Annotated in this window: 25 protein-coding genes and 2 pseudogenes; 7 read left to right on the top strand and 20 right to left on the bottom strand. The window is 52.4% G+C overall.

What is annotated here, in order from left to right; all coding sequences use genetic code 11:
- Nucleotide 1: 1 nt before the first annotated feature.
- The 14 genes from rsfS to Q3F21_RS19740 form a co-directional block, all read right to left on the bottom strand.
- A complete protein-coding gene (gene rsfS, locus Q3F21_RS19675; RefSeq protein ID WP_340256910.1) occupies nucleotides 2-358 on the bottom strand; it encodes a ribosome silencing factor in 357 nt (118 codons plus the stop codon).
- 11 nt (nucleotides 359-369) lie between these two features.
- On the bottom strand, nucleotides 370-948 hold the full coding sequence (gene yqeK, locus Q3F21_RS19680) for a bis(5'-nucleosyl)-tetraphosphatase (symmetrical) YqeK (RefSeq protein ID WP_340256914.1): 579 nt from the start codon (nucleotides 946-948) through the stop codon (nucleotides 370-372).
- On the bottom strand, nucleotides 932-1528 hold the full coding sequence (locus Q3F21_RS19685) for a nicotinate-nucleotide adenylyltransferase (protein WP_340256918.1): 597 nt from the start codon (nucleotides 1526-1528) through the stop codon (nucleotides 932-934). Before Q3F21_RS19685 ends, yqeK begins: the two co-directional genes overlap by 17 nt.
- A 2-nt stretch (nucleotides 1529-1530) precedes the next feature.
- Nucleotides 1531-1821: a ribosome assembly RNA-binding protein YhbY gene (yhbY, locus tag Q3F21_RS19690; protein WP_340256921.1), complete on the bottom strand. Its 291-nt coding sequence runs from the start codon at nucleotides 1819-1821 to the stop codon at nucleotides 1531-1533.
- Between the two features lie 83 nt (nucleotides 1822-1904).
- Nucleotides 1905-2756: a shikimate dehydrogenase gene (locus tag Q3F21_RS19695; RefSeq protein ID WP_340256923.1), complete on the bottom strand. Its 852-nt coding sequence runs from the start codon at nucleotides 2754-2756 to the stop codon at nucleotides 1905-1907.
- A gap of 60 nt (nucleotides 2757-2816) precedes the next feature.
- Entirely contained in the window at nucleotides 2817-3935 is a 1119-nt protein-coding gene (gene yqeH, locus Q3F21_RS19700; RefSeq protein ID WP_340256926.1) for a ribosome biogenesis GTPase YqeH, read from the bottom strand.
- On the bottom strand, nucleotides 3932-4456 hold the full coding sequence (locus Q3F21_RS19705; RefSeq protein ID WP_340256928.1) for a YqeG family HAD IIIA-type phosphatase: 525 nt from the start codon (nucleotides 4454-4456) through the stop codon (nucleotides 3932-3934). The genes yqeH and Q3F21_RS19705 overlap by 4 nt, the downstream gene beginning before the upstream one ends.
- 127 nt (nucleotides 4457-4583) lie before the next feature.
- Nucleotides 4584-4754 (bottom strand): hypothetical protein, encoded by a 171-nt coding sequence (locus Q3F21_RS19710; protein ID WP_340256930.1) that lies wholly within the window; start codon nucleotides 4752-4754, stop codon nucleotides 4584-4586.
- 52 nt (nucleotides 4755-4806) lie between these two features.
- Nucleotides 4807-4980 carry a hypothetical protein gene (locus tag Q3F21_RS19715; RefSeq protein WP_340256932.1) on the bottom strand — a complete coding sequence of 58 codons (174 nt, stop codon included), beginning with the start codon at nucleotides 4978-4980 and terminating at the stop codon, nucleotides 4807-4809.
- Nucleotides 4981-5082: 102 nt separating this feature from the next.
- A complete protein-coding gene (locus Q3F21_RS19720; RefSeq protein WP_340256934.1) occupies nucleotides 5083-5268 on the bottom strand; it encodes a hypothetical protein in 186 nt (61 codons plus the stop codon).
- Nucleotides 5269-5294: 26 nt separating this feature from the next.
- Complete coding sequence (gene dinB, locus Q3F21_RS19725; protein WP_340256936.1) at nucleotides 5295-6347, bottom strand: DNA polymerase IV; 1053 nt, start codon at nucleotides 6345-6347, stop codon at nucleotides 5295-5297.
- 169 nt (nucleotides 6348-6516) lie between these two features.
- Nucleotides 6517-6957, bottom strand: a complete 441-nt coding sequence (locus tag Q3F21_RS19730) for a peroxiredoxin (protein WP_340256938.1) — start codon at nucleotides 6955-6957, stop codon at nucleotides 6517-6519.
- Nucleotides 6958-7025: 68 nt separating this feature from the next.
- Complete coding sequence (locus Q3F21_RS19735) at nucleotides 7026-7760, bottom strand: gamma-glutamyl-gamma-aminobutyrate hydrolase family protein (protein ID WP_340256940.1); 735 nt, start codon at nucleotides 7758-7760, stop codon at nucleotides 7026-7028.
- Nucleotides 7761-7775: 15 nt separating this feature from the next.
- Nucleotides 7776-9416 carry a peptide ABC transporter substrate-binding protein gene (locus tag Q3F21_RS19740; protein WP_340256942.1) on the bottom strand — a complete coding sequence of 547 codons (1641 nt, stop codon included), beginning with the start codon at nucleotides 9414-9416 and terminating at the stop codon, nucleotides 7776-7778.
- Nucleotides 9417-9530: 114 nt separating this feature from the next.
- Between Q3F21_RS19740 and Q3F21_RS19745 the strand changes: the two genes are divergently transcribed.
- A complete protein-coding gene (locus Q3F21_RS19745) occupies nucleotides 9531-10337 on the top strand; it encodes a serine hydrolase (protein ID WP_340256945.1) in 807 nt (268 codons plus the stop codon).
- Between the two features lie 66 nt (nucleotides 10338-10403).
- On the opposite strand, the gene Q3F21_RS19750 is transcribed toward Q3F21_RS19745, so the two are convergent.
- The 6 genes and pseudogenes from Q3F21_RS19750 to Q3F21_RS27500 all read right to left on the bottom strand — a co-directional run bounded on the left by Q3F21_RS19750 (nucleotide 10404) and on the right by Q3F21_RS27500 (nucleotide 15242).
- Nucleotides 10404-10958 (bottom strand): ECF transporter S component, encoded by a 555-nt coding sequence (locus tag Q3F21_RS19750; protein ID WP_340256947.1) that lies wholly within the window; start codon nucleotides 10956-10958, stop codon nucleotides 10404-10406.
- 166 nt (nucleotides 10959-11124) lie between these two features.
- On the bottom strand, nucleotides 11125-12447 hold the full coding sequence (locus Q3F21_RS19755; RefSeq protein WP_340256983.1) for a phytoene desaturase family protein: 1323 nt from the start codon (nucleotides 12445-12447) through the stop codon (nucleotides 11125-11127).
- Between the two features lie 232 nt (nucleotides 12448-12679).
- Nucleotides 12680-13828, bottom strand: coding sequence for a virulence factor (locus tag Q3F21_RS19760; protein ID WP_340256950.1), 1149 nt, complete (start codon nucleotides 13826-13828; stop codon nucleotides 12680-12682).
- Nucleotides 13829-13995: 167 nt separating this feature from the next.
- On the bottom strand, nucleotides 13996-14868 hold the full coding sequence (locus tag Q3F21_RS19765; protein ID WP_340256952.1) for a GNAT family N-acetyltransferase: 873 nt from the start codon (nucleotides 14866-14868) through the stop codon (nucleotides 13996-13998).
- A gap of 21 nt (nucleotides 14869-14889) precedes the next feature.
- Nucleotides 14890-15036, bottom strand: a pseudogene (locus tag Q3F21_RS27495) (DUF4931 domain-containing protein); the annotation flags it as partial.
- A 23-nt stretch (nucleotides 15037-15059) separates the two neighbouring features.
- Nucleotides 15060-15242 carry a DUF4931 domain-containing protein gene (locus Q3F21_RS27500; RefSeq protein WP_425341282.1) on the bottom strand — a complete coding sequence of 61 codons (183 nt, stop codon included), beginning with the start codon at nucleotides 15240-15242 and terminating at the stop codon, nucleotides 15060-15062.
- A 194-nt stretch (nucleotides 15243-15436) separates the two neighbouring features.
- On the opposite strand from Q3F21_RS27500, the pseudogene Q3F21_RS19775 reads away from it, so the two are divergent.
- The 6 genes and pseudogenes from Q3F21_RS19775 (at nucleotide 15437) to Q3F21_RS19800 (ending at nucleotide 18548) form a co-directional block, all read left to right on the top strand.
- A pseudogene (locus Q3F21_RS19775) lies at nucleotides 15437-16140 on the top strand (pirin family protein).
- A 143-nt stretch (nucleotides 16141-16283) separates the two neighbouring features.
- The gene (locus tag Q3F21_RS19780; RefSeq protein ID WP_340256985.1) at nucleotides 16284-16508 is read left to right on the top strand and encodes a hypothetical protein; all 225 of its coding nucleotides are present in this window, start codon (nucleotides 16284-16286) and stop codon (nucleotides 16506-16508) included.
- Between the two features lie 59 nt (nucleotides 16509-16567).
- Nucleotides 16568-16975 (top strand): zinc ribbon domain-containing protein, encoded by a 408-nt coding sequence (locus Q3F21_RS19785; protein ID WP_340256954.1) that lies wholly within the window; start codon nucleotides 16568-16570, stop codon nucleotides 16973-16975.
- 74 nt (nucleotides 16976-17049) lie between these two features.
- Nucleotides 17050-17208: a hypothetical protein gene (locus tag Q3F21_RS19790; RefSeq protein WP_340256957.1), complete on the top strand. Its 159-nt coding sequence runs from the start codon at nucleotides 17050-17052 to the stop codon at nucleotides 17206-17208.
- Between the two features lie 248 nt (nucleotides 17209-17456).
- The gene (locus Q3F21_RS19795) at nucleotides 17457-17963 is read left to right on the top strand and encodes a Gmad2 immunoglobulin-like domain-containing protein (protein ID WP_340256959.1); all 507 of its coding nucleotides are present in this window, start codon (nucleotides 17457-17459) and stop codon (nucleotides 17961-17963) included.
- A gap of 357 nt (nucleotides 17964-18320) precedes the next feature.
- On the top strand, nucleotides 18321-18548 hold the full coding sequence (locus Q3F21_RS19800) for a hypothetical protein (RefSeq protein ID WP_340256961.1): 228 nt from the start codon (nucleotides 18321-18323) through the stop codon (nucleotides 18546-18548).
- Nucleotides 18549-18600: the final 52 nt, after the last annotated feature.

Raw genomic sequence — 18600 nt, forward strand, 5'->3', positions numbered from 1 at the left:
CTCAGCCTTCCTCTCCAAAGCGGACAACAGGAGCCTCGGCCCACAGCCTCTCGAGATTGTAAAACTCGCGGTCTTCGCGATGGAACACATGGATGACGACATCCTCCAGATCAACCAGCACCCAGCGCCCTTCGTCCGCACCCTCAATGCCCCGAACCTTGTAGCCGTTCTTGTGCGCCTGATCGCGTATTTCCGCAACGATCGCCTGTACCTGCCGTTCGTTGTTCCCGTTGCAGATCATGAAGTAATCCGCAATGACGGACAGCTTGCTGATGTCCAGGATGATCAGATTTTCCGCCTTCTTGTCTTCCGCCGCCTTTGCCACCAGTCTGGCCAGGGCTTCTACTGTTTTAACCATCAAACTCCTCCTCATGTATCCAAGCCGGATACGAGATCGTTATATGCCAACAGTGTCAATGGATACACTGCTTTTTTCTGCTGGATCAAATGTTGGATCGTGCTGCCCAGAGCGTGGGCCAAAGCCTTATCCAGATCCTGTCCGGACAAGCCGCGAATCGTCTCGACACCGGTGAATGACCGGTTTGGTTCTATATAGTCTGCCACACAAATGATCTTTTCTAACAGCGTCATGCCAACCCGCCCCGTCGTATGGTAGCGAACGGCCTGAATGACAGCCGGATCGGAGATGTTCATCTCCGTCTGGATGACGATAGCTCCCGCGAATGAATGCCACAGCTCTTTGTCCCCGTTCAGCAGCTCGGCAGGCAGATCGTGACGGATCAGGACGTCACGCATCCTTTCCACCGGCCAGCATTTGCAGTAGTCGTGCAAAAGGCCAGCCAGCTCAGCCTGATCGGGGTCAGCTCCGTACTGAAGCGCCAGCTGTCTGGCTGTTTCTGCCACCCCGAGCGTATGCTGATATCGCTTTTCATGCATCTGGGCGCGCACCTGGCCAAGAAGCGCTTCCCGGTTATTCAACCAACTCATATAGTCCGTGCTCCTTTATATAACACTCGACAGCCGGGGGGACGAGGTAGCGGATGCTTCTTCCCCGGGCTGCTTTCTCCCGGATCAGCGTCGAAGATATATCCCAAGCCGGCATCTCCACGAAAGTGACAAAATCGCGATAAACCTTCTCTTCCAGCTTGATCCCCGGCCGCGAAAGACCGATGAAGCGTACCATTTTTAGCAGGTCGTCTATTCGATGCCACTGCGGGAGAATTTTAACCATATCCCCGCCAATGATAAAAGAAAACCGGCAGTCCTGATGGACCGAAACGAGATTTCGCATCGTATCGAAGGTATAGGACGGGCCGCTCCGCCTCAGCTCGAGATCGCTCGCCCGAAAAGCGGGATGGTCGGCCACAGCCAGTTCTACCATCCTCAGCCGATGGCTCGCGGGGGTCAGTCCTGCCCACTGCTTGTGCGGCGGAATATGCGTCGGCATAAACCAGACTTCATCCAGCGCCGCCTGCTCCCTCGCTTGCTCCGCGGCTAGCAGGTGACCGGCATGGATGGGATCAAAGGTGCCCCCCATAATCCCTATTTGCTTTTTTTGCTCTCCCATGGCTAAGGAAGCTGGATCGTCTTATTCTCCCTGGACTCCTTGTACAGCACGACCGTATGGCCAATGAGCTGCACCAGCTCCGCTTCCGCTCCCGCCGCCAGAGCTTCCGCTACTTCATGCTTGTCGTCCAGATTGTTCTGCAGAATGGCCACCTTGATCAGTTCACGGGCTTCCAGCGCCTCTTTGATCTGATTTGTCATGTTTTCGTTGACGCCGCCTTTCCCCACCTGAAAAATCGGGGCAAGGTGATGGGCCTGTGCCCGTAAAAAACGTTTTTGCTTGCCGGTCAGCATGGACATATCTCCTTTTGTGTAAGTCTGTTGCTCCAGAGTTGTTTTTGCTTTTGTCTTGCTCGCTTGGCCCGTGTAACGCACTGTCAGTTTGCTTTGCTCAACTGCTCCAGGACGATTTCCCGCATCGTCTCTGCAGGGGCGGCTTCTCCCGTCCATAATTCGAAAGCCAATGCCCCCTGATTGACGAACATGCCAATGCCGGAATGAACCTGCGCACCGCGGGATTTCGCGACCTTCAAAAGACGCGTTTCCAACGGATTGTAGATCAGGTCGCTTACGATCAGTCCGGAATGAAGCCATTCCTCCTGGACCGGCATCTCATCCACCTGCGGATACATGCCAATCGATGTGGTGTTGATCAGCAGGCTGGCATCCTCAATGGCAGCCTTGCCGTCGGCCGGATCAATGACCACTGTCGGGACGATCGTTCCGACATGTTCCGCCAGAAGCGTCGCCCTCTCGCGGGAACGGTTGATAATCCGGATCTCCCGTACCCCTCGCTCCGCCAGCGTAAACGCGACCGCACGTGCAGCGCCGCCAGCGCCCAGCATGGTTACGGTCTGCTGCTCAAGTACAAGTCCTGTCGTCTCTGCCAGCGAACGAACGTAACCAGCGCCATCCGTGTTGTAGCCGATCAGATAGCCGTCGCGATTCACCACCGTATTGACTGCTCCGATGCGCTGAGCAAGCGGGTCGATTTCATCCAGCATCGGCATGATCGCTACTTTGTGCGGGATGGTCACATTTACGCCTTTTATCCCGAGAGATCGAATCCCTGCCATCGCTTCAGCCAAACGTTCGGGTGCCACATCAAAAGCCATGTACACAAAGTCCAGACCTGTTTTTGCAAACGCTGCATTGTGCATCAGCGGCGATTGCGAATGCGAGACCGGATGACCGAACAAACCGACCAGCCGTGTTTTGCTTGTTATCATGAAGCCGTTCCTTCCCCTCTGCTCTCTCTATCCAGCTTATGGCAAGACAACCAAAACGCGTCAAATCAACGCTTTTCGCATGCCTACACTGACGCCTTTCGGTGCGTGCACGACAACGCTTGCCTCTTCCTTTCCCTGCAGGCTCACCCAGCCCAGACCTGAAATGACCAGATCGGTCGTACCCGTCGGACGAATCTTAACCGATTGTTTGACGAATGCGGGCAGTTGTTCTGCCGCCTCGCGTCCAGTCGGCGGAGCAAGCATTTCCCCGTAGTGCTTTTGAAATACTTCGTCGGCATTTTCCAGCTTGGTGCGATGGATATAGATATCATTGGTCACATACACAACAAACGGCTGCCGGGAGCCGCGCACAAAGTCGATGCGGGCCAAACCACCCAAAAAGAGGGTCTGCCCGTCGTTTAATTGATACACTTTGGGATTGATTCTAGATGCAGGCGTAATTTTTCGCAAGTCTTGCGGCGTGACCATATGACCGATCTGATCGCGGTTGATAATTCCCGGCGTATCGAAAATAGAGCGGCCGTCCTCCAGCGGAATCTCGATCTTGTCCAATGTCGTCCCCGGGAACGGTGATGTTGTAATTTCCAGATCGGCCGAACCGTAATCGTGCAGGATGCGGTTGATCAACGTGGACTTTCCGACATTCGTCACACCGACGATGTAGACGTCACGTCCCTTCCGCAGTTCTCCAATCCGTGCCAGGAGTTCATCGATATGAAGCCCTTTTTGGGCGCTCACCAGAACGACATCGGCAGGCCTGAGCCCGCGCTCCTTGGCTTCATGCTGCATCCAGTTGCGAACGCGGTTCAAATTGATATTCTGGGGCAGAAGGTCTACTTTGTTGCCCACCAGAAGAATCGGGTTGTTCCCGACAAAGCGAGGCAATCCGCGAAGCCAGGAGCCATGGAAATCAAAAATGTCGACAACCATGACGACGAGGCTCTGGGTCGATCCGATCCCGTCGAGAATACGGAGAAAATCGTCATCTCCCATTCCTACAGGGGCTACTTCATTATAGTGTTTGATTCGGAAACAGCGTTGGCAAATGACTGTTTCTCGTTTTAGCGCTGAAGCAGGAGCGTATCCAGGCCGCTTTTGATCCTCGGTCTGAATCGCGATGCCGCATCCTGCGCACGCCCCCAAGTTTTGCTCCATCATGCTTTTGTCTTCCACGAAATCATTCCCTTTCTACGCATCCAATACAGAGCCGCACGCTCCATCCTGCGGTTGAACCGCGTCCAAAAACCGTCCGTCTGCGCTACCGGAACGACGAGGATCGTATGAAATCCCAGCCGGTTGCCGCCAAGCACGTCGGTAAACAACTGGTCCCCGATAACGACTGTCTCCTCAATCTTGACGTTCATCTCGGCAATGGCTTGCAAAAATGCCCGATTGGTCGGCTTGCGGGCCGCAGAGATATATCGCACGCCAAGAGGCGTACAAAACTTGTCTACCCGCTCCCGGTTATTATTGGATACTACGGTTACCTGAATCCCTTCGTCACGGAGGCGTTTCAGCCATTGTTCCACTTCCGGGGTCGCATACGGCCTGTCCCACTCCACCAGAGTGTTATCCAGGTCCGTAATGACGGCCTTGATCTTTTTATCCCGCAGTAGATCTATATGAATGTGGTGGATGGATTCCACGTACTGATCCGGCATCAGCTTTTCAAGAAACACGAGGCACCTCCAAACAGTGTGTACGAGAACCGCGATTTCGGCACCTACTATACCATAATCAGCCACTCCCTTGCAAAAGAAAAAGAAGAGGCCAATGGCCCCTTCTCGCTTTGCTTCCGGAAATTGGTCAAACTCGGTTGTTGCGCCGTTTTTTTGCGAGGATGGTGACATCAGCCTGATTCGCCGCCAGAGCATTTCCTGTACGAGAATTGGCTGTTGCCGCTTGCTCGATTTTGACGACGATGACTGTGTTCTTGCCCGCCTTGTATTTGTACGTCCTGACGTTATTCCGTTGCATGGGTACGCACCTCCTTGGGAATAGATGTACCGGTACAAACCTTTCCTACTCCTTACAGAGGACCATTCGGCAGTCTTTTGACCTTGATGTTGAAAATGCTTGCATCCGCCTGGTTAATAGCTGCTGCATTTCCGAATTGGGAGCTGGCGCTTGCACTTTGGAAAATGACCACTTTGCTTTTCCCTTTTTTCGGCCACTTCCCGAAATTGTTTGCCGTTTTTCGCATGTTTCGTACCCCCTTTCGATCTAAGGATGGTACATACTATGACGAACCCGACCGACCCGAAGCCACATTTCTCCCCTATCATTCGCATATTTTGCTAGAAACTCAGGCTCCTGTTTCCTTTTGTATCAACCGCTGTACCTGCTCTTTGGGCTCCCAACATGGAAATCGATAGGAAGGCTTCGTCTCGTAGGTGAGCCGCGTGCATCGATAGACAATGCCGCCTGCGCCCTTTTCCACACGGAAATGGACGCAGGTGGCACAGCAATGAAACCTGTTTGCACCTGTCATTTTCGCATTTTCCCCTCGTCTGCTTATCACCAATCTGCTTTCCAGGAAAACATGCTGAGCTGTTCGTATCTTTCCTCATGTGGCGCTGCAAAATTGGAAAATCCGACTCCGACCAGCCGGACACCAGGGCTATAATCAAAGGCATCCAGGAGCTCCTCCAACAAATCGCTCCAGGCTGCGCCGTCCTCTTTTTTTCGCTGCTTGCTCCTGATTGTGAAATCGGCATACTTGATTTTAAGCGTGATCGTCTGTGGGACGACACCTTCGTCACGAATGTCCTGCTCCACCTCCTGCAAGAGCGAGAAAGCTACCGAGGCGATGGCTTCCCGCTGATTCAGATCATAGGACAGCGTCGTTTCCCGGCTAAGCGATTTGGGGGAACGCTCTGTCACGATCTCCCTGTCGTCCTCGCCCCGCGCTCGGAAATACAGGGCATGCCCAAGCTTTCCCAGCATGTTTACGGCCTCCTCCAAAGACAGGCGCCAAAAATCTTCAACTGTATAGATCTCTTTTTTCGCGAGCAGCTCCTGCGTTTTTTTGCCGACGCCATGCAGTGTTCCAATCGGCAGATTGCGGAGAACCTCCAGCGATTGCTCAGGGCGAATGACTACGAATGCATCCGGTTTCTTCAAGTCGCTGGCGATTTTGGCGAGGGACATGTTGTAGGAAAGACCGACGCTGCAAGTAAGACCTGTTTCCCGGCGAATCCGCCGCTTGATCTCCCGGGCGACCGGAATGGCGTTCGGGTATGTAGACACATCCAGATACGCTTCGTCCAGCCCAACTGTCTGATAGCGATCGGTAAAAGAGGAAAAGACAGCGCGAATCTCGGCAGACTTCTCTACGTACCGCTCGTAGCGGACAGGCAAAAAAATCCCCTGAGGACATTTCTTCCGGGCCAAAGCGACTGGCATTGCGGAACGGACACCGTATTTTCTGGCTTCGTAGCTGCAGGTAGATACAACGCCCCGGTTGCTCGTACCGCCTACGATAACGGGAAGGCCGCGGTATTCCGGCCTGTCAAGCTGTTCGACACTGGCAAAAAACGCATCGATATCGACATGCATAATTTTTTTCATCGATATGACCACCAAACATACATTCTCATCATCATTATCGCCGCTTCTTCGAACGGATGCAAGCATGCGCTGCCAACTGTCCCTCTGGCGCCAACGCGAGCTGTTCAGTGCCTGTTTGATGATTTCCGCCTCATCCTGAAGCGCCCCAAGCACTTCATCAACTATTTGCTTACGGGTTCTGGTTTACGACCTGGAGCAATTCGGTCACCGGAGGATTTCCTTTTTTTGCGTACACAATGGTGCCCTGTTTATCGATGACGTAAACGATTCGCTGTTGAAACAGGAAACCGAGAATTTTCCCTACTTTGTATGCTTTTCGTATCGCTTGGTCCTCGTCTGCGATCAGGGGAAAATCGTATCCGAACTTGCCTGAAAAGGCCTGGTGGCTCGTCAGGTCCGCCGGATTGATGCCGATCACCACCGCGTCCGCCGCTTCCAAATCACTGTACCGATCGCGGATCGCGCAAAGCTGCTTCGTACAGATCGGCGTTTCATCGCCCGGATAAAAAATGAGGACCAATTTTTTCTTTCCAATCAACGTCTGAAGATCGATCCGCCCTTTTGTGCTTTCGGCAGCAAACAAGGGCGCTTTCGTTCCTATTGTCAGCATAGCGACACCCCCATCACAGTATACCTGAAAAAAAGACCGCCCCCCATAACCGGTGAGCAGTCATTTCTTTACCGCGATTGCATTTTGAGTTGCTTGCATTTGCCAACGAAGGCTTCGGCAATTTTCAGCATATTGTCGTCATGGGCCCACATCCGCTCTGGATGCCATTGCAGCCCTACGTGCAGCCCGTCGAGGCTTTCGATGGCCTCAATTACCCCGTCAGCCGCGACTCCTGTCACCCGAAAGCCAGGAGCCACGTCCTTCACCGCCTGATGGTGGGAAGTATTGACGAGAATCTCTGTTTTGCCCAGCGCGTCAGCTACGACGCCAGGCTGCAGGGTCACTTTGTGCGCTCCGTATTGGCGGGAACCTTTTTGGGCGTGTTGGAACGCGTCTGGCACTTGACTCGGAATATCCTGAATAAGCGTTCCGCCTGCAGCGACGTTGAGAATTTGCATGCCGCGGCAGATTCCCAGGATGGGCTTCTTCATCTCCAGCGCAAGTCTAATCACTTCCAACTCTGCCAGGTCCCTTTCGTACTCTACCTCACCCAAACCTTGCAAAGGCTCTTCCCCGTACAGGTGCGGAGCCGGATCATCTCCTCCCGTCAGAATCAAACCGTCCAGCGATTCGATCATGGCCCGAAAAGGAGCGTCTTTCACAGTCAAGAGCGGGAAAATGTACGGAACGCCGCCAGTATGGGCTACGCCGTCCACATATCCGGAGCCGACATAGAAATACTGATCAAGGTTGTTGTTTGGAAAGAACATCTTGGTACATGCCACGCCAATAATCGGTTGCACGAAAGTCACTCCCTGCTATTTCTTTTCATTCGATGCGTATTTGAAGTCGATGAAGCCCAATGCGTCAACGACGACATCTTTTACACTGTCCTGCTTCACCCATGTGTACGTGAAGTAGTAGATCGGCAATGCCGGCATTTCATCCATCACAATGGCATCGGTCCTCTTCAGATTTACGTTGCGTTTGGCTTCGTCTCCTTCTTGGGCGGACTTAGCCAGCAGATCGAGGAACTCCTTGTTTTCCCATTTGGACGTGTTCAGACCGCCTTTGAACACTTCCAGGAAGTTGATTGGATCGTTAAAGTCGCCAATCCAGCTCGCCCGGCCGATATCGAAGTTGCCCGCTTTCATCTGTTCACGGTGAACTTTGTTCTCTTTGTTTACCAGCTTCACTTCGATGCCGAACGCTTTTCTCCACTGATCCTGAATAACAGTCGCAATGCGTTGGTTCACTTCTGTCGTATTGTAGGCGATGGTCAACTCAGGCAGCTCGCTGATACCGAGCTCCTTCATGCCCTGCGCCAACAGTTCTTTTGCCTTTTCAACATCGTTGTCCTTAAAGTAGCCTTCCGGTTTGAAAGCCATCGTCGGAGGCAGGATTCCCATGGCAGGCGTGCTCTTGAACGGAACGACGCTCTCGGCGATTTCCTGACGGTTGACCGCGTAGGCAAACGCCTGGCGGATGTGCTTGTTGTTAAAGGGCGGCTTGGTCGTGTTGAAAATGTACCAGTACGTCCCTGCTGTCGCCTGCGACTGCATTTTGCCGGAATCCTTCAAGGAGTCGAGCGCGTCGAGCGGCAGGTCTCCGAGCGGTGAACCAGCCCAGTCGAGTTCGCCCTTTTCAAACATAGCCAGCTCGGTATTGGCGTCCTCGATCATGTTGACGGTCAGCTTGGACAGCTTCACGCGATCCTTATCCCAGTAGCTTTCATTCTTTTCCAGTTCAATCAAGGATTTGTGCTCCCACCTCTTGAGGACGAACGGACCGTTCCCTATGTAGGTTTCGGGTTTTGCCGCCCACTCCTTGTTGCCCTCGACCACTTTTTTGTTTACAGGAAAGTAAGTGACGGAAGCTACAAGCTGAGGGAAAAACGGAGCCGGATTTTCCAGCGTGACCAGCAGCGTTTTCTCATCGGTCGCCTTGACGCCGACATCCTCCGCTTTGGCCTTGTTGGCGTTGTAAGCCTCACCGTTTTTCAGGTAATACATCTGGTAGGCGTAGCTGGATGCAGTCTCCGGGTTGAGCACACGCTTCCAGGCGTACTCGAAATCTTGTGCCGTCACGGGGTCGCCGTTGGACCATTTGGAATCCCGCAGATGGAATGTATACGTCAGGCCATCCGGAGAAACCTCGTATTTTTCTGCTACGGACTCTTTGATTTTTCCGTCTGCATCGAGACGTAGCAAACCGTCAAATGCTGCACGGGCAATAGACATGGAAGGAATATCCTCGGCCAAGCCCGGATCGATTGTATTTGGTTCCCCTGTGTTCAGGTTGACCCGCATCTCCTGTGGTGCAACCGTCTGTTCTTGCGGTGCTGCCGGCGTCTCCGCAGGTTTTTGCTCTGCGGGCTGGTTCGTTTGACCCCCACAGCCTGCAAAGGCCAAGCTGCTTAGCATCACAAAACAGAGCGACATCTTTTGAAGCGCTTTCATGGAACCCCCCCTTTTTGAAACTTTTTTTCTTGATTATACGATGCATGATTAAATAATATTATCTTACGAAAATTTTGTCTACAACTATGTAAAGTGATAAAGGAGCTGGTCATGATGCTGTCGTCACTTGGAAACGCTATCAACGCATTGCTCGAAGAAAATGGAGGGCAGTGGGGAATCTATCTGGAAGATTTACAGACAAACGAAGTTTGGGGCAAGGGGCAGGATGACCGCTTTTACGCGGCGAGCGTGATCAAGGTTCCAATCATGTCCGCTGTGTTTGCCGAGGCTTACGCAGGCAAGTTTGCGCTGGATGACAAGCTCACCCTCAGAAATGAGGATCGGGTCGGCGGAGCGGGCATCCTGCAGCACATGACTCCCGGCACAAAGTGGAGCATCTACGATCTGACCACCCTGATGATCATACAGAGCGACAATACCGCGACCAACATGCTGATCGACCTTGTCGGTTCTGAAGCGATTCGCTCTGTCATGAGCAAAACAGGCATGGCCAACAGCCAATTTTACAACAAGCTGATGATCGTACCCGCGGAGCTGGAAGGCTACAACGAAGTAACAGCCGCTGATCTCGGCAGCCATCTTCGCCATTTGGCTACAGGAAATATCGTCTCGTACAACAGTTGCCTGCACATGATCAACATCATGAAAAAGCAGCAGCATCGGGACCGCATTCCTTATCACTTGCCTGATCCGGACGGCGAAGTGATCGGCATGCTTCCGAAGTGGGAGCTGGCCAATAAAACGGGCACTGTCACCCGCACCTCTCATGATATCGGGGTGTTGTACATCGGCAATCATACTGTGACCATCTGCCTGCTGTCCAAAAACATAGATACGGTTCCAGCCAATCGCGTGATGGCCCAGATCGGCCGCATGGTCTACGATCTGTACGCCAAGTAGAAAAAGAGCCTGTCCGGTTTATTGGGACAGGCCCTTGCTTGTGTGATCGGATTTTTGTATCAACGCTTACCCATTTATACGGAAGTCCTCAGCCTTCCTTTTGACGATGGCGGTAATAATCGGAAGACCCAGCAGCAAGATCCAGAGCGAATTGACAGCTGCAGGCACAATTGCCCAGTGGAGGATGGAAACATCCGGACTCCCTGTCAATATATCAAAAAACGCCGCCCCCGCGAGGCCGATCAAATTGCCTGAGATTCCCCACAATGCCAGCCAGACGTAATGACTCTGAGACATTTTTCCGCTGTTCAGATCAAATTCCTTATGCAGAGAGGCAAAGCCGGAGAACAGTCCGATAACGCCATTGCCGATAATCCAGCTTATCCACAGCTGTCCGGAGAGAACGTCTGTAAGGAGCGTACCGAACGCTCCGAGCAGGAATCCAGTCAACGGGCCGAAGCAGGCCCCAGCAATGGTAAGGATGACGATCGCAGGACGCAAGCTGCTTCCTGCTATCGGGATGTAGTCGGTAATGTAGCTGAGAAAGCCATATAGAATTACTCCCAGTCCGATTACTCTGACTCTTTCGGCCTTTCTCGTGATGGTAGGACGGAAGTCCATCGCAGGTGGCTCCTTTTTGTAGTCTCTGGACATCCTCAACATAGCATCCGAAAGCCTTGCTGTCAAAACGGAATATTCTGGTTATGGCTATTCCTTTATGAATAAGAAAAGGCGTCCTTCCCGTCGCAGGAAAAAACGCCTTGCTTGTGACTGTGCTGGCTAGCAGTTATTTGGAAAGGATCAGCTTGCTCACTTCGTAAGCACTGGAGAAAGACAACTCGGACAGCTGTCCCTGGCCTTGGCACCAGTCACCGGCAAAAAACAGATTGCGGTAATCCGGCAGACTGATTGGCAGCGGCTCTTGGTTCATCGTCCACTTGATTTCCTGAACGACTGCACGCGTGGAAACGCGCGGAACCACAAGTTCCTCCCGCCAGCCTGGAAAGTGCTTGTCGTACAGCTGCTCAATCTCCAGCTTGCGCTGCTCGACAATTTCCTTTACGCCCACTTCCGACTGACGCAAATAGGCAGTCGCTTGCAGCAGTTGGCCGCCTTCTGGCACGCAGGACTTGTCGTAATGCGAAATATCCGTGATAAAAATGTTGTTTTGCTTATCGTAAATATAAGTGTAAGGGACATCAATGCGCTGCTTGAGTCCGACATCGTACACGACAACAACCGTCGGTTCGTATGTGGCGTATTGAGCGATGGCATGCTCCAGCTTCGTATCCTTAAACACCTTTGCCATCTCTTTTGGAGGAATGCAGCTGATGAACTCTTCTCCGGTAAATTCCGCTTCCGGCGTGACAGCGGCAACTACCTTGTCATCTTCGACGCGGAAGGATTCCACCTTTGTCTTGGTCATGATCGTGCCATTATTGGCTTCGATGACACGGACAAATTCCTCGATGAGTGCCTGCCAACCGCCGCCGATGTAGGCAACCGGCTTGTTCGTCGTAAAGATGCGGCGATAGTAGGCGAAGAACACATCAGACGGGATTCTCTCCGGTTCGCGGGTAAAGAAGTTGGACGATGCCAGTGTGAGCATCATTTCTTTTACGTCCTCACTCACATTCTGCTTCTCCATCCACTTCTGGATGGACAGGTGAGGGTGACCCGTTTCCATCTTCAACATGGTTTTCAAAATTTCAAAGGTAAACAGAACTTTGTCAAATCCCTTGACCAGCTTCGTCCGGAACAATCCTTGCACATTGGCCGGAACTTCAGTCAGGTCGTCTCCCAAATCATAACGGGCTTTGTTGGGATTAAAATCTTGCCAGTCAATGTTCAAACCCAATTCTTTTTCAAACGTTTTCAAAACCGATGTGTCACGTCCGTAAATGGCATGTGCACCGAAGTTGAAGTTAAAGCCTTTGATCTTCAGCGTGACGGCACGGCCGCCCAGGGCACCGCGCTCCAAGAGCGCTACCTTTCTGCCCTTGGAAGACAGATAGGCTGCAGCAGAAAGACCGGCGAGCCCCCCGCCAACGATGACGACGTCATAGTGGTTCGTTGTCATAACAATCTCCCTTACATACTCACGATGTATGATACCTCAATCATCCTATAGGATAAGGGAAACACAAGGTAGAAGTCAACCATAAATGAACTGTGTCTATTGTTATACTGGAGATACCATTTTTTGCCTTTCCGTCATTTCCCGATTGGCCTTCTGTTCCCATTGAGCCTATCTTATTATGACCAGAAAATGCACGACAATTACCCCTGGCTGCGCCCATCGTTCCGAGCGATTGACAGGGGTAAAGGCTGCAATTTTCGTTTCAGGAGCCCTGCTGTTCGTTTCTTCTCGTCATTTGCTGCCAGACTGTTCCGCTCGCCGCTTCCCCGCGCTCGATACGCTCTACAGCCATCTGGATTTGCAGGCGAACTTCAAATTCGGGATCATCCTGCGCCGCTCGCAAGGCCTCCAGCGCCGAGTTGTCGCCGACCTCGTAAAGAAAGCGGGCTGCCCGCCAACGAACGAGCTTGTTTGGGTCCTTCAGAGCTTCGCACATCGCTTCACTCGCTCTCGGATCGCCCAGATCGGACAAGGTATCTCCCGCTGTCCTCCGAACCGACACAGAAGGATCGCGCAGCGCTTCATAGAGCAGCGGGAATACCTCATCGCCTCCTGCCATCCCCAGATAGACGACAGCCAGTCTGCGAATGGAGCCCTTTTCGTCGTGAAGCGCCTTTCTCAGAACAGGCACGTCTTCCGCTGTTGGCTCCATGCGATCGAGCGCAGCATACCGCTTTTGCCAATCTGGATCATCCAGCATCTCAAGGGTGACGATCTTTTTGACCCGTTCAGGCTGGACTGGAGCTTCTTCTCCCGCTCCCAGCTGCAATGCCTGCTGCACGAGCTCTTCCACCCGTTCCGGCGGATACGCAGCATCCACCTCGCTAGCCACTTCCTCCCCAATCTCGCGCAAGTCGCCGTAGCGAACATCCTGCTCTACCCATTTTCGTTCCATGATGAGATTCGGGGAGGCCGAACCTGCCTTTACTGCCGCCGCACCAAAGCGTTCTGGCAGGGCTGCGCGTATCTGCTCTGCTCCCATCGTCACTTTGACCTGCATGGGAATGCCGCGAAACATCTGCAAATACACCTGTGCCTCTCCCCATGCTTCTCCAGCTCCGTCATTTGCCCAGGAAGGCATGGAGGTATCTGCTCCCGCTCCGAACACTTCCCTGGCACGGGTCAAAATTTGCTGCCAGTCCGCTTGAGACTTTCGTTCCAAGGCATAAAAATCAGCCGTATGAAAAATCGAGGTTACGCCCTCAATGGCAAGCAGCTGCTTGACCAGTTCAGGCATTTGCGTCCCCGTCTGCTTGTTGTATACCCGCTGAACGCCATCAGGCAAGCGCGCGTCCACATTCAGCTTCATCACGTTTGGACTGGGCGTCGGTTCTATCGACAACAGTTTCATCGAGTCACTCCTTTTATTGCCTATTCTCTCGTACCGTTATGGTAACATGTACGGGGCATCCATGCCATTTTTCAAGTGCAGCGGAGGCAAAAAGGCCCGGCAGACAAGGGACAAGCCAAAACCAGCTGCCTTAAACCAGCTCTTGGCAAAGGCTTGTCTTTTTCCATTCACAACGGGTGCCGATAGTAATCATTTGCAGATTTGACCCGAAATCCGCAAGACTCATACAGGGATAGCGCATTGCTGTTTTCCGTGGCTACCTCCAAAATTATTTTTGAGAAGCCTTCGGCGGACAAAAGATCGATCGTCTTGGCCAACGCCTCTCTCCCGTACCCTTTTCCCTGGTGATCAGGATGAACCGTAAACCCGAAGATAAAAGCATGGTCCGGCTGTTGGGATACGCTGATCCTTCCAATCGGCTCGCTTTGATCATCCACGATCAGGTACGTCGTTTGTTTCGGATCTTGCTCCATACGCTCGGACATCTCTCTGGCGCGCGTTTCATCCATCTGAAACCCTGCGATGCTAAGCTGGATCAAGGTCTCCAGATCGTTTGGGGTTGAGCGCCTCAGCTGGATTCGCCCATTCAAGACTGGCGATTTTTGGCCGGCCTCTTCCCGCTCCATCCAATATTCAGAAAAACGATACTGAGCCGACGCTTTCTCCATATACGATTTTCCTGCCTCAGACCCTCGCTGGACAATGAACAACAGCTGTGGAATCTTGCGTGACCGGCATTCTTCTTCCATCAGCTGCTGCAGGCAGCGGAAAATGCCTTTTCCCCGGTAATCGGGGTGGACCATGCCGCTCACCTCCGCTTCTCCCTGATGAAAAACGTACAGCCCTCCGTATCCGACGAGCTTTCCTTGGTCGTAGCAAAAAAAATCGTTCGTGTCCGTACCTGGACGATTCTCCAGCATGTCCAGATTCAGCTTCAGATCGATCTGGTCAAAGCGATTGCAGACATCAGCCAATTCCCGGATGCAGCCCAGTTCCTCGGCTGTCGGTTTTGATTTGGCGAGATAGGTGAAGGTCGTCATTTGGGGCCTTCCTTTCCGTTCCTAGAAATAGTGGCGCCGAAGCTCTTGCACTACCTCCTCGAGGTTGTTTCCCACCTGAGGAATCCCGTAGCCGACGTAGAGCGGCGAGGCGACAAACCGCGGGACGACCTTGACGATAATCTGTCCGTCCCACTGGTAAAAAAACAAACAATGACACATCTTTCAGGTAATCAAACTGATCCAACCCGACGATTTGCATATGCGGGTGGCGGATCCTTCATCTCCCCTCTTCGCTCCAGAATGCCGTCCAGCTCTTCTAGACGGCAGAATGGACAAGCTGCTACCTGGTTCCTGATGTTTTCCGGCTTTTGTCGACCGATGTGCATGTCAAAATGCAGATGAGTCTGCGACATTTACTTGGGGCCTCCTTCAATCGTTGGTCCTTCCAGAACAATTCCCCATCGAAAAAGTGCATTCCTCCTTTTTCTGGCACTTGCCTTAACTCTACAAAAGTAAGTTACTTGAAGTATGATATAAGCGTGAAGCGTGATGAACATCCCGTAATCAACGCATAGTATAAAAAACACTTCATTAATGGAGGTAACGCATGATCGACATACGCAAGGCATCCACTCGCTATTCCGCCAACCACGGGTGGCTGCAAAGCAATTTCAGCTTCTCATTTGCCGAATACTACGATCCCGCCAATATGGGATTCGGTCCGCTGCGCGTTTTCAACGACGACTTCGTTCAGCCTGAAAGGGGATTCGGACGCCATCCCCATCGTGAAATGGAGATCGTCTCTGTCGTTTTAAAGGGTGCCCTCGCTCACCAGGACAGCACGGGTACACAGGAAGTCATCCGGCCCGGGGAAATACAGCGAATGAGTGCCGGTACCGGGATCATCCACTCGGAGATGAATCCCTCAAGCAGCGAGGAAGTCAACTTTTTGCACAGCTTTGGTTCGAGCCGGCTGAATACGGACTGACTCCGTCGTATGAACAGATTGCATACGACCAGGACAAGCTGTTGAATCAGCTCCTTCCCGTCGTCTCCCCTGAGGGCGGCTCCGATATCGCTCGGATTCATCAGGATCTGACTTTGTACCTGTCCAGACTGGAGGCGGGCCAGACGATTCATTTCCGCCAAAAAGACGGACGCCGCATTTACGTATTCGTCATAGAAGGACAACTGCAGCTAAACGGGGAAGCCACGCTCGCGAAACGGGATGCAACGAGAATTACCGAGATGCCCGAGCTAGGCCTTTCCGCAACTGCGGATACGTTCTTCATGCTCATTGATTTGCCGTAAAGCATGCTGGAAACCGCGCAAAAAAGATCACTTTCACTCTAAAAAATGGGTGCAGTGATCTTTTTTTATCTCATTTTCATCCGTTACACTTACGGGAGTGACTTCGGAAAAGGAGTTGGCCGTGCATGGAGAAAGTGCCGTTTATGGAAAAATCGTTTTACTATCCAGTCAGTTGGCGCGAAGCGCAGCAGTATAAAAATCAGCTGGATCAGGAAGGGATTCCCTATGCGATTCAGTCTCCGATCGACCTTCCCGGACTGGAGGAGGGCAAGCTGGCGATCGTGTTTCCATCAATACCTCTGCGGGTTTACGTTTGGGTGCGGGCGCTGTTTTATCGGGATGGCCTCCGCTATCCGGACTTCTCGTGATGCAGTGACATTTTGCCATGAATTCTTTATACTGGTATGCATGTAAGGTGGTGATACCTGTGAAAAGTATAAAACCTGGCCGCGGTCCGTCTGCCATGGGGGCAGCCGGCAGCATTTTCGCCGTAATCTTCGGTATATTTTGGACGATCATGGCATTTGTCATCACCCAGGATTCCCCGTTTCCCGTCGTAGGGATACTGTTCCCCGCCTTTGGGCTTTTATTTATCGGGATGGGGATCGCGCAAGCTGTCTACCATTACAAAAATGCGACTGGCAAAGAGCGCATGTCTTTGTACGACATCACTGAATCCAACGAAGAGGGCGACCCGTTGAACCGCCATTACGGTTCCACGGCTCCCGCTCCACAGCATAGTGCCGGACGATTTTGCCCCTATTGCGGCGAACAGGTCGAAGCGGAGTACCGCTTTTGTCCGAAGTGCGGGAAGAGCATCGGCACGTCCGGTTAATTCCTCTGCTCCCTCCCAAGCCCGAATAACCTGAATCTCTTCATGTCATTCTAAGGAAAAAGGAGGGTGTACCCGTGGATTCCAACAAGACACGTCCAGAAGCGGCACCATCTGTCGCTCCGGGAATGAACACACATGATCAGCTGGAAGAGAAAGCATCCGCGGAAGAGGTGAAAAGCGGCGATTATACGACTGTTACCCGCCTTTTCCTCGATCGCACGCCGGATGAGTAACTGCTGCATATATTGTACAGAAACATGTTTGCCCTTCAGATACCGTTCCGCCACCTCCTGTGCTATAATGGATGCGGCGAAGTTTTGGCTCCCTCGCACAGGGAGCTGTTTTTTTGTGTGTTTTTGACTGCAGCCGCCTTTATATAGCGAGTTTGCTCTTTTTGCCAAACAATGATAATGTAACGGAAAACTCGTCTCCTTCGTCCTATAGTGGCAACAGACTTTCAAGACACAACTGGAGGGTAATCATGAACAAACTTTTGTCAATCGCACTGATCGCCGTGTTGCTCGCAGGATGTGTTTCTTCCAAAGATACTCCTTCCGCTGGCCCGACACCGAATCAGCCGCCTGCCACGGAACAACCGGCAGAGCAGCCTTCGGATTCCGCGCAACCGGAAGCGCCGCAGCCTGACGATTCCACTCAGCCGACAGACGACCAAAATAAAAAGGACGAGACTTATCAAAACGATATTTTCCAAGTAGCCTCTGTAGAAAAAACCGGAGAGGACACGTTTACAATAAAAGGGAAAGCCCGTGTATTCGAGGGCAATTTTCAATACGTGGTGGAAGACGGGCACAACGAGTTGGCCAAAGGCAGCGTTCAAAGCTCAGCAGGCGCTCCCGAGTGGGGCGATTTCCAATTCACGGTAAAAGTAAAAAAGGACCATCCCAATTCGACTCTGACCCTTGTCTTGTTTGAATCCAGTCCCAAGGACGGCAGCCGGAAAATGGAACTGCCGATCGCGTTGCCCTAACGAGGCTTATACACCCCCGCCCAAACCCGTTATGTACAATTGACGGGTTTTTCGCATACTTTGCCTGTTTTTTGCCGGATGCATGATCGGACGGGAATATCCTGAACCGATAATAGGAGGCCCTTCGCCCATTCCGATCAACAACGGCGACTTTTGCGGTCGACTCTTTAGACTCTTTTGAAGAGCATTTTAGAAGCATCGGAGTACAATTCATTCGAGAGCCGAGAGAAGTCCCTACCGGGAAGAACATGACTGTTCAGCATCCTGACGGTACAATCGTCGAATACGTTGAGTTCCGGCGCAGCTGACCTAATAGTTCCTCCCCGCTCCGGCATATACTAGCTGATGAGGAGCGTGATGACGTTGGAAAACAAGTCTGTCTACTACGTAACCAGCTGGGACGATGCCGCTGTCTATTCACGTGCGTTGGAATCCATGAATATTCCGCACGCCGTTGAATCTCCCGGCAGCCCACTCGATCTTAGCGAGGGCCAGTTGGCAATCGTATTGCCGCATTTGCCCGCGAGGACTCACTCCAAGGTTCGCGAGCTTTTCCAGGGCGAAGGCGAGCGGTATCCGGATTAGCTTTCCCATCGCGTTTTTTCCGAACAACCGGACAGGGCAAGCAAGTCCCGAG

Origin of the sequence: Brevibacillus borstelensis, from assembly GCF_037834415.1 — a bacterium.
Lineage (GTDB): Bacteria > Bacillota > Bacilli > Brevibacillales > Brevibacillaceae > Brevibacillus > Brevibacillus borstelensis_A.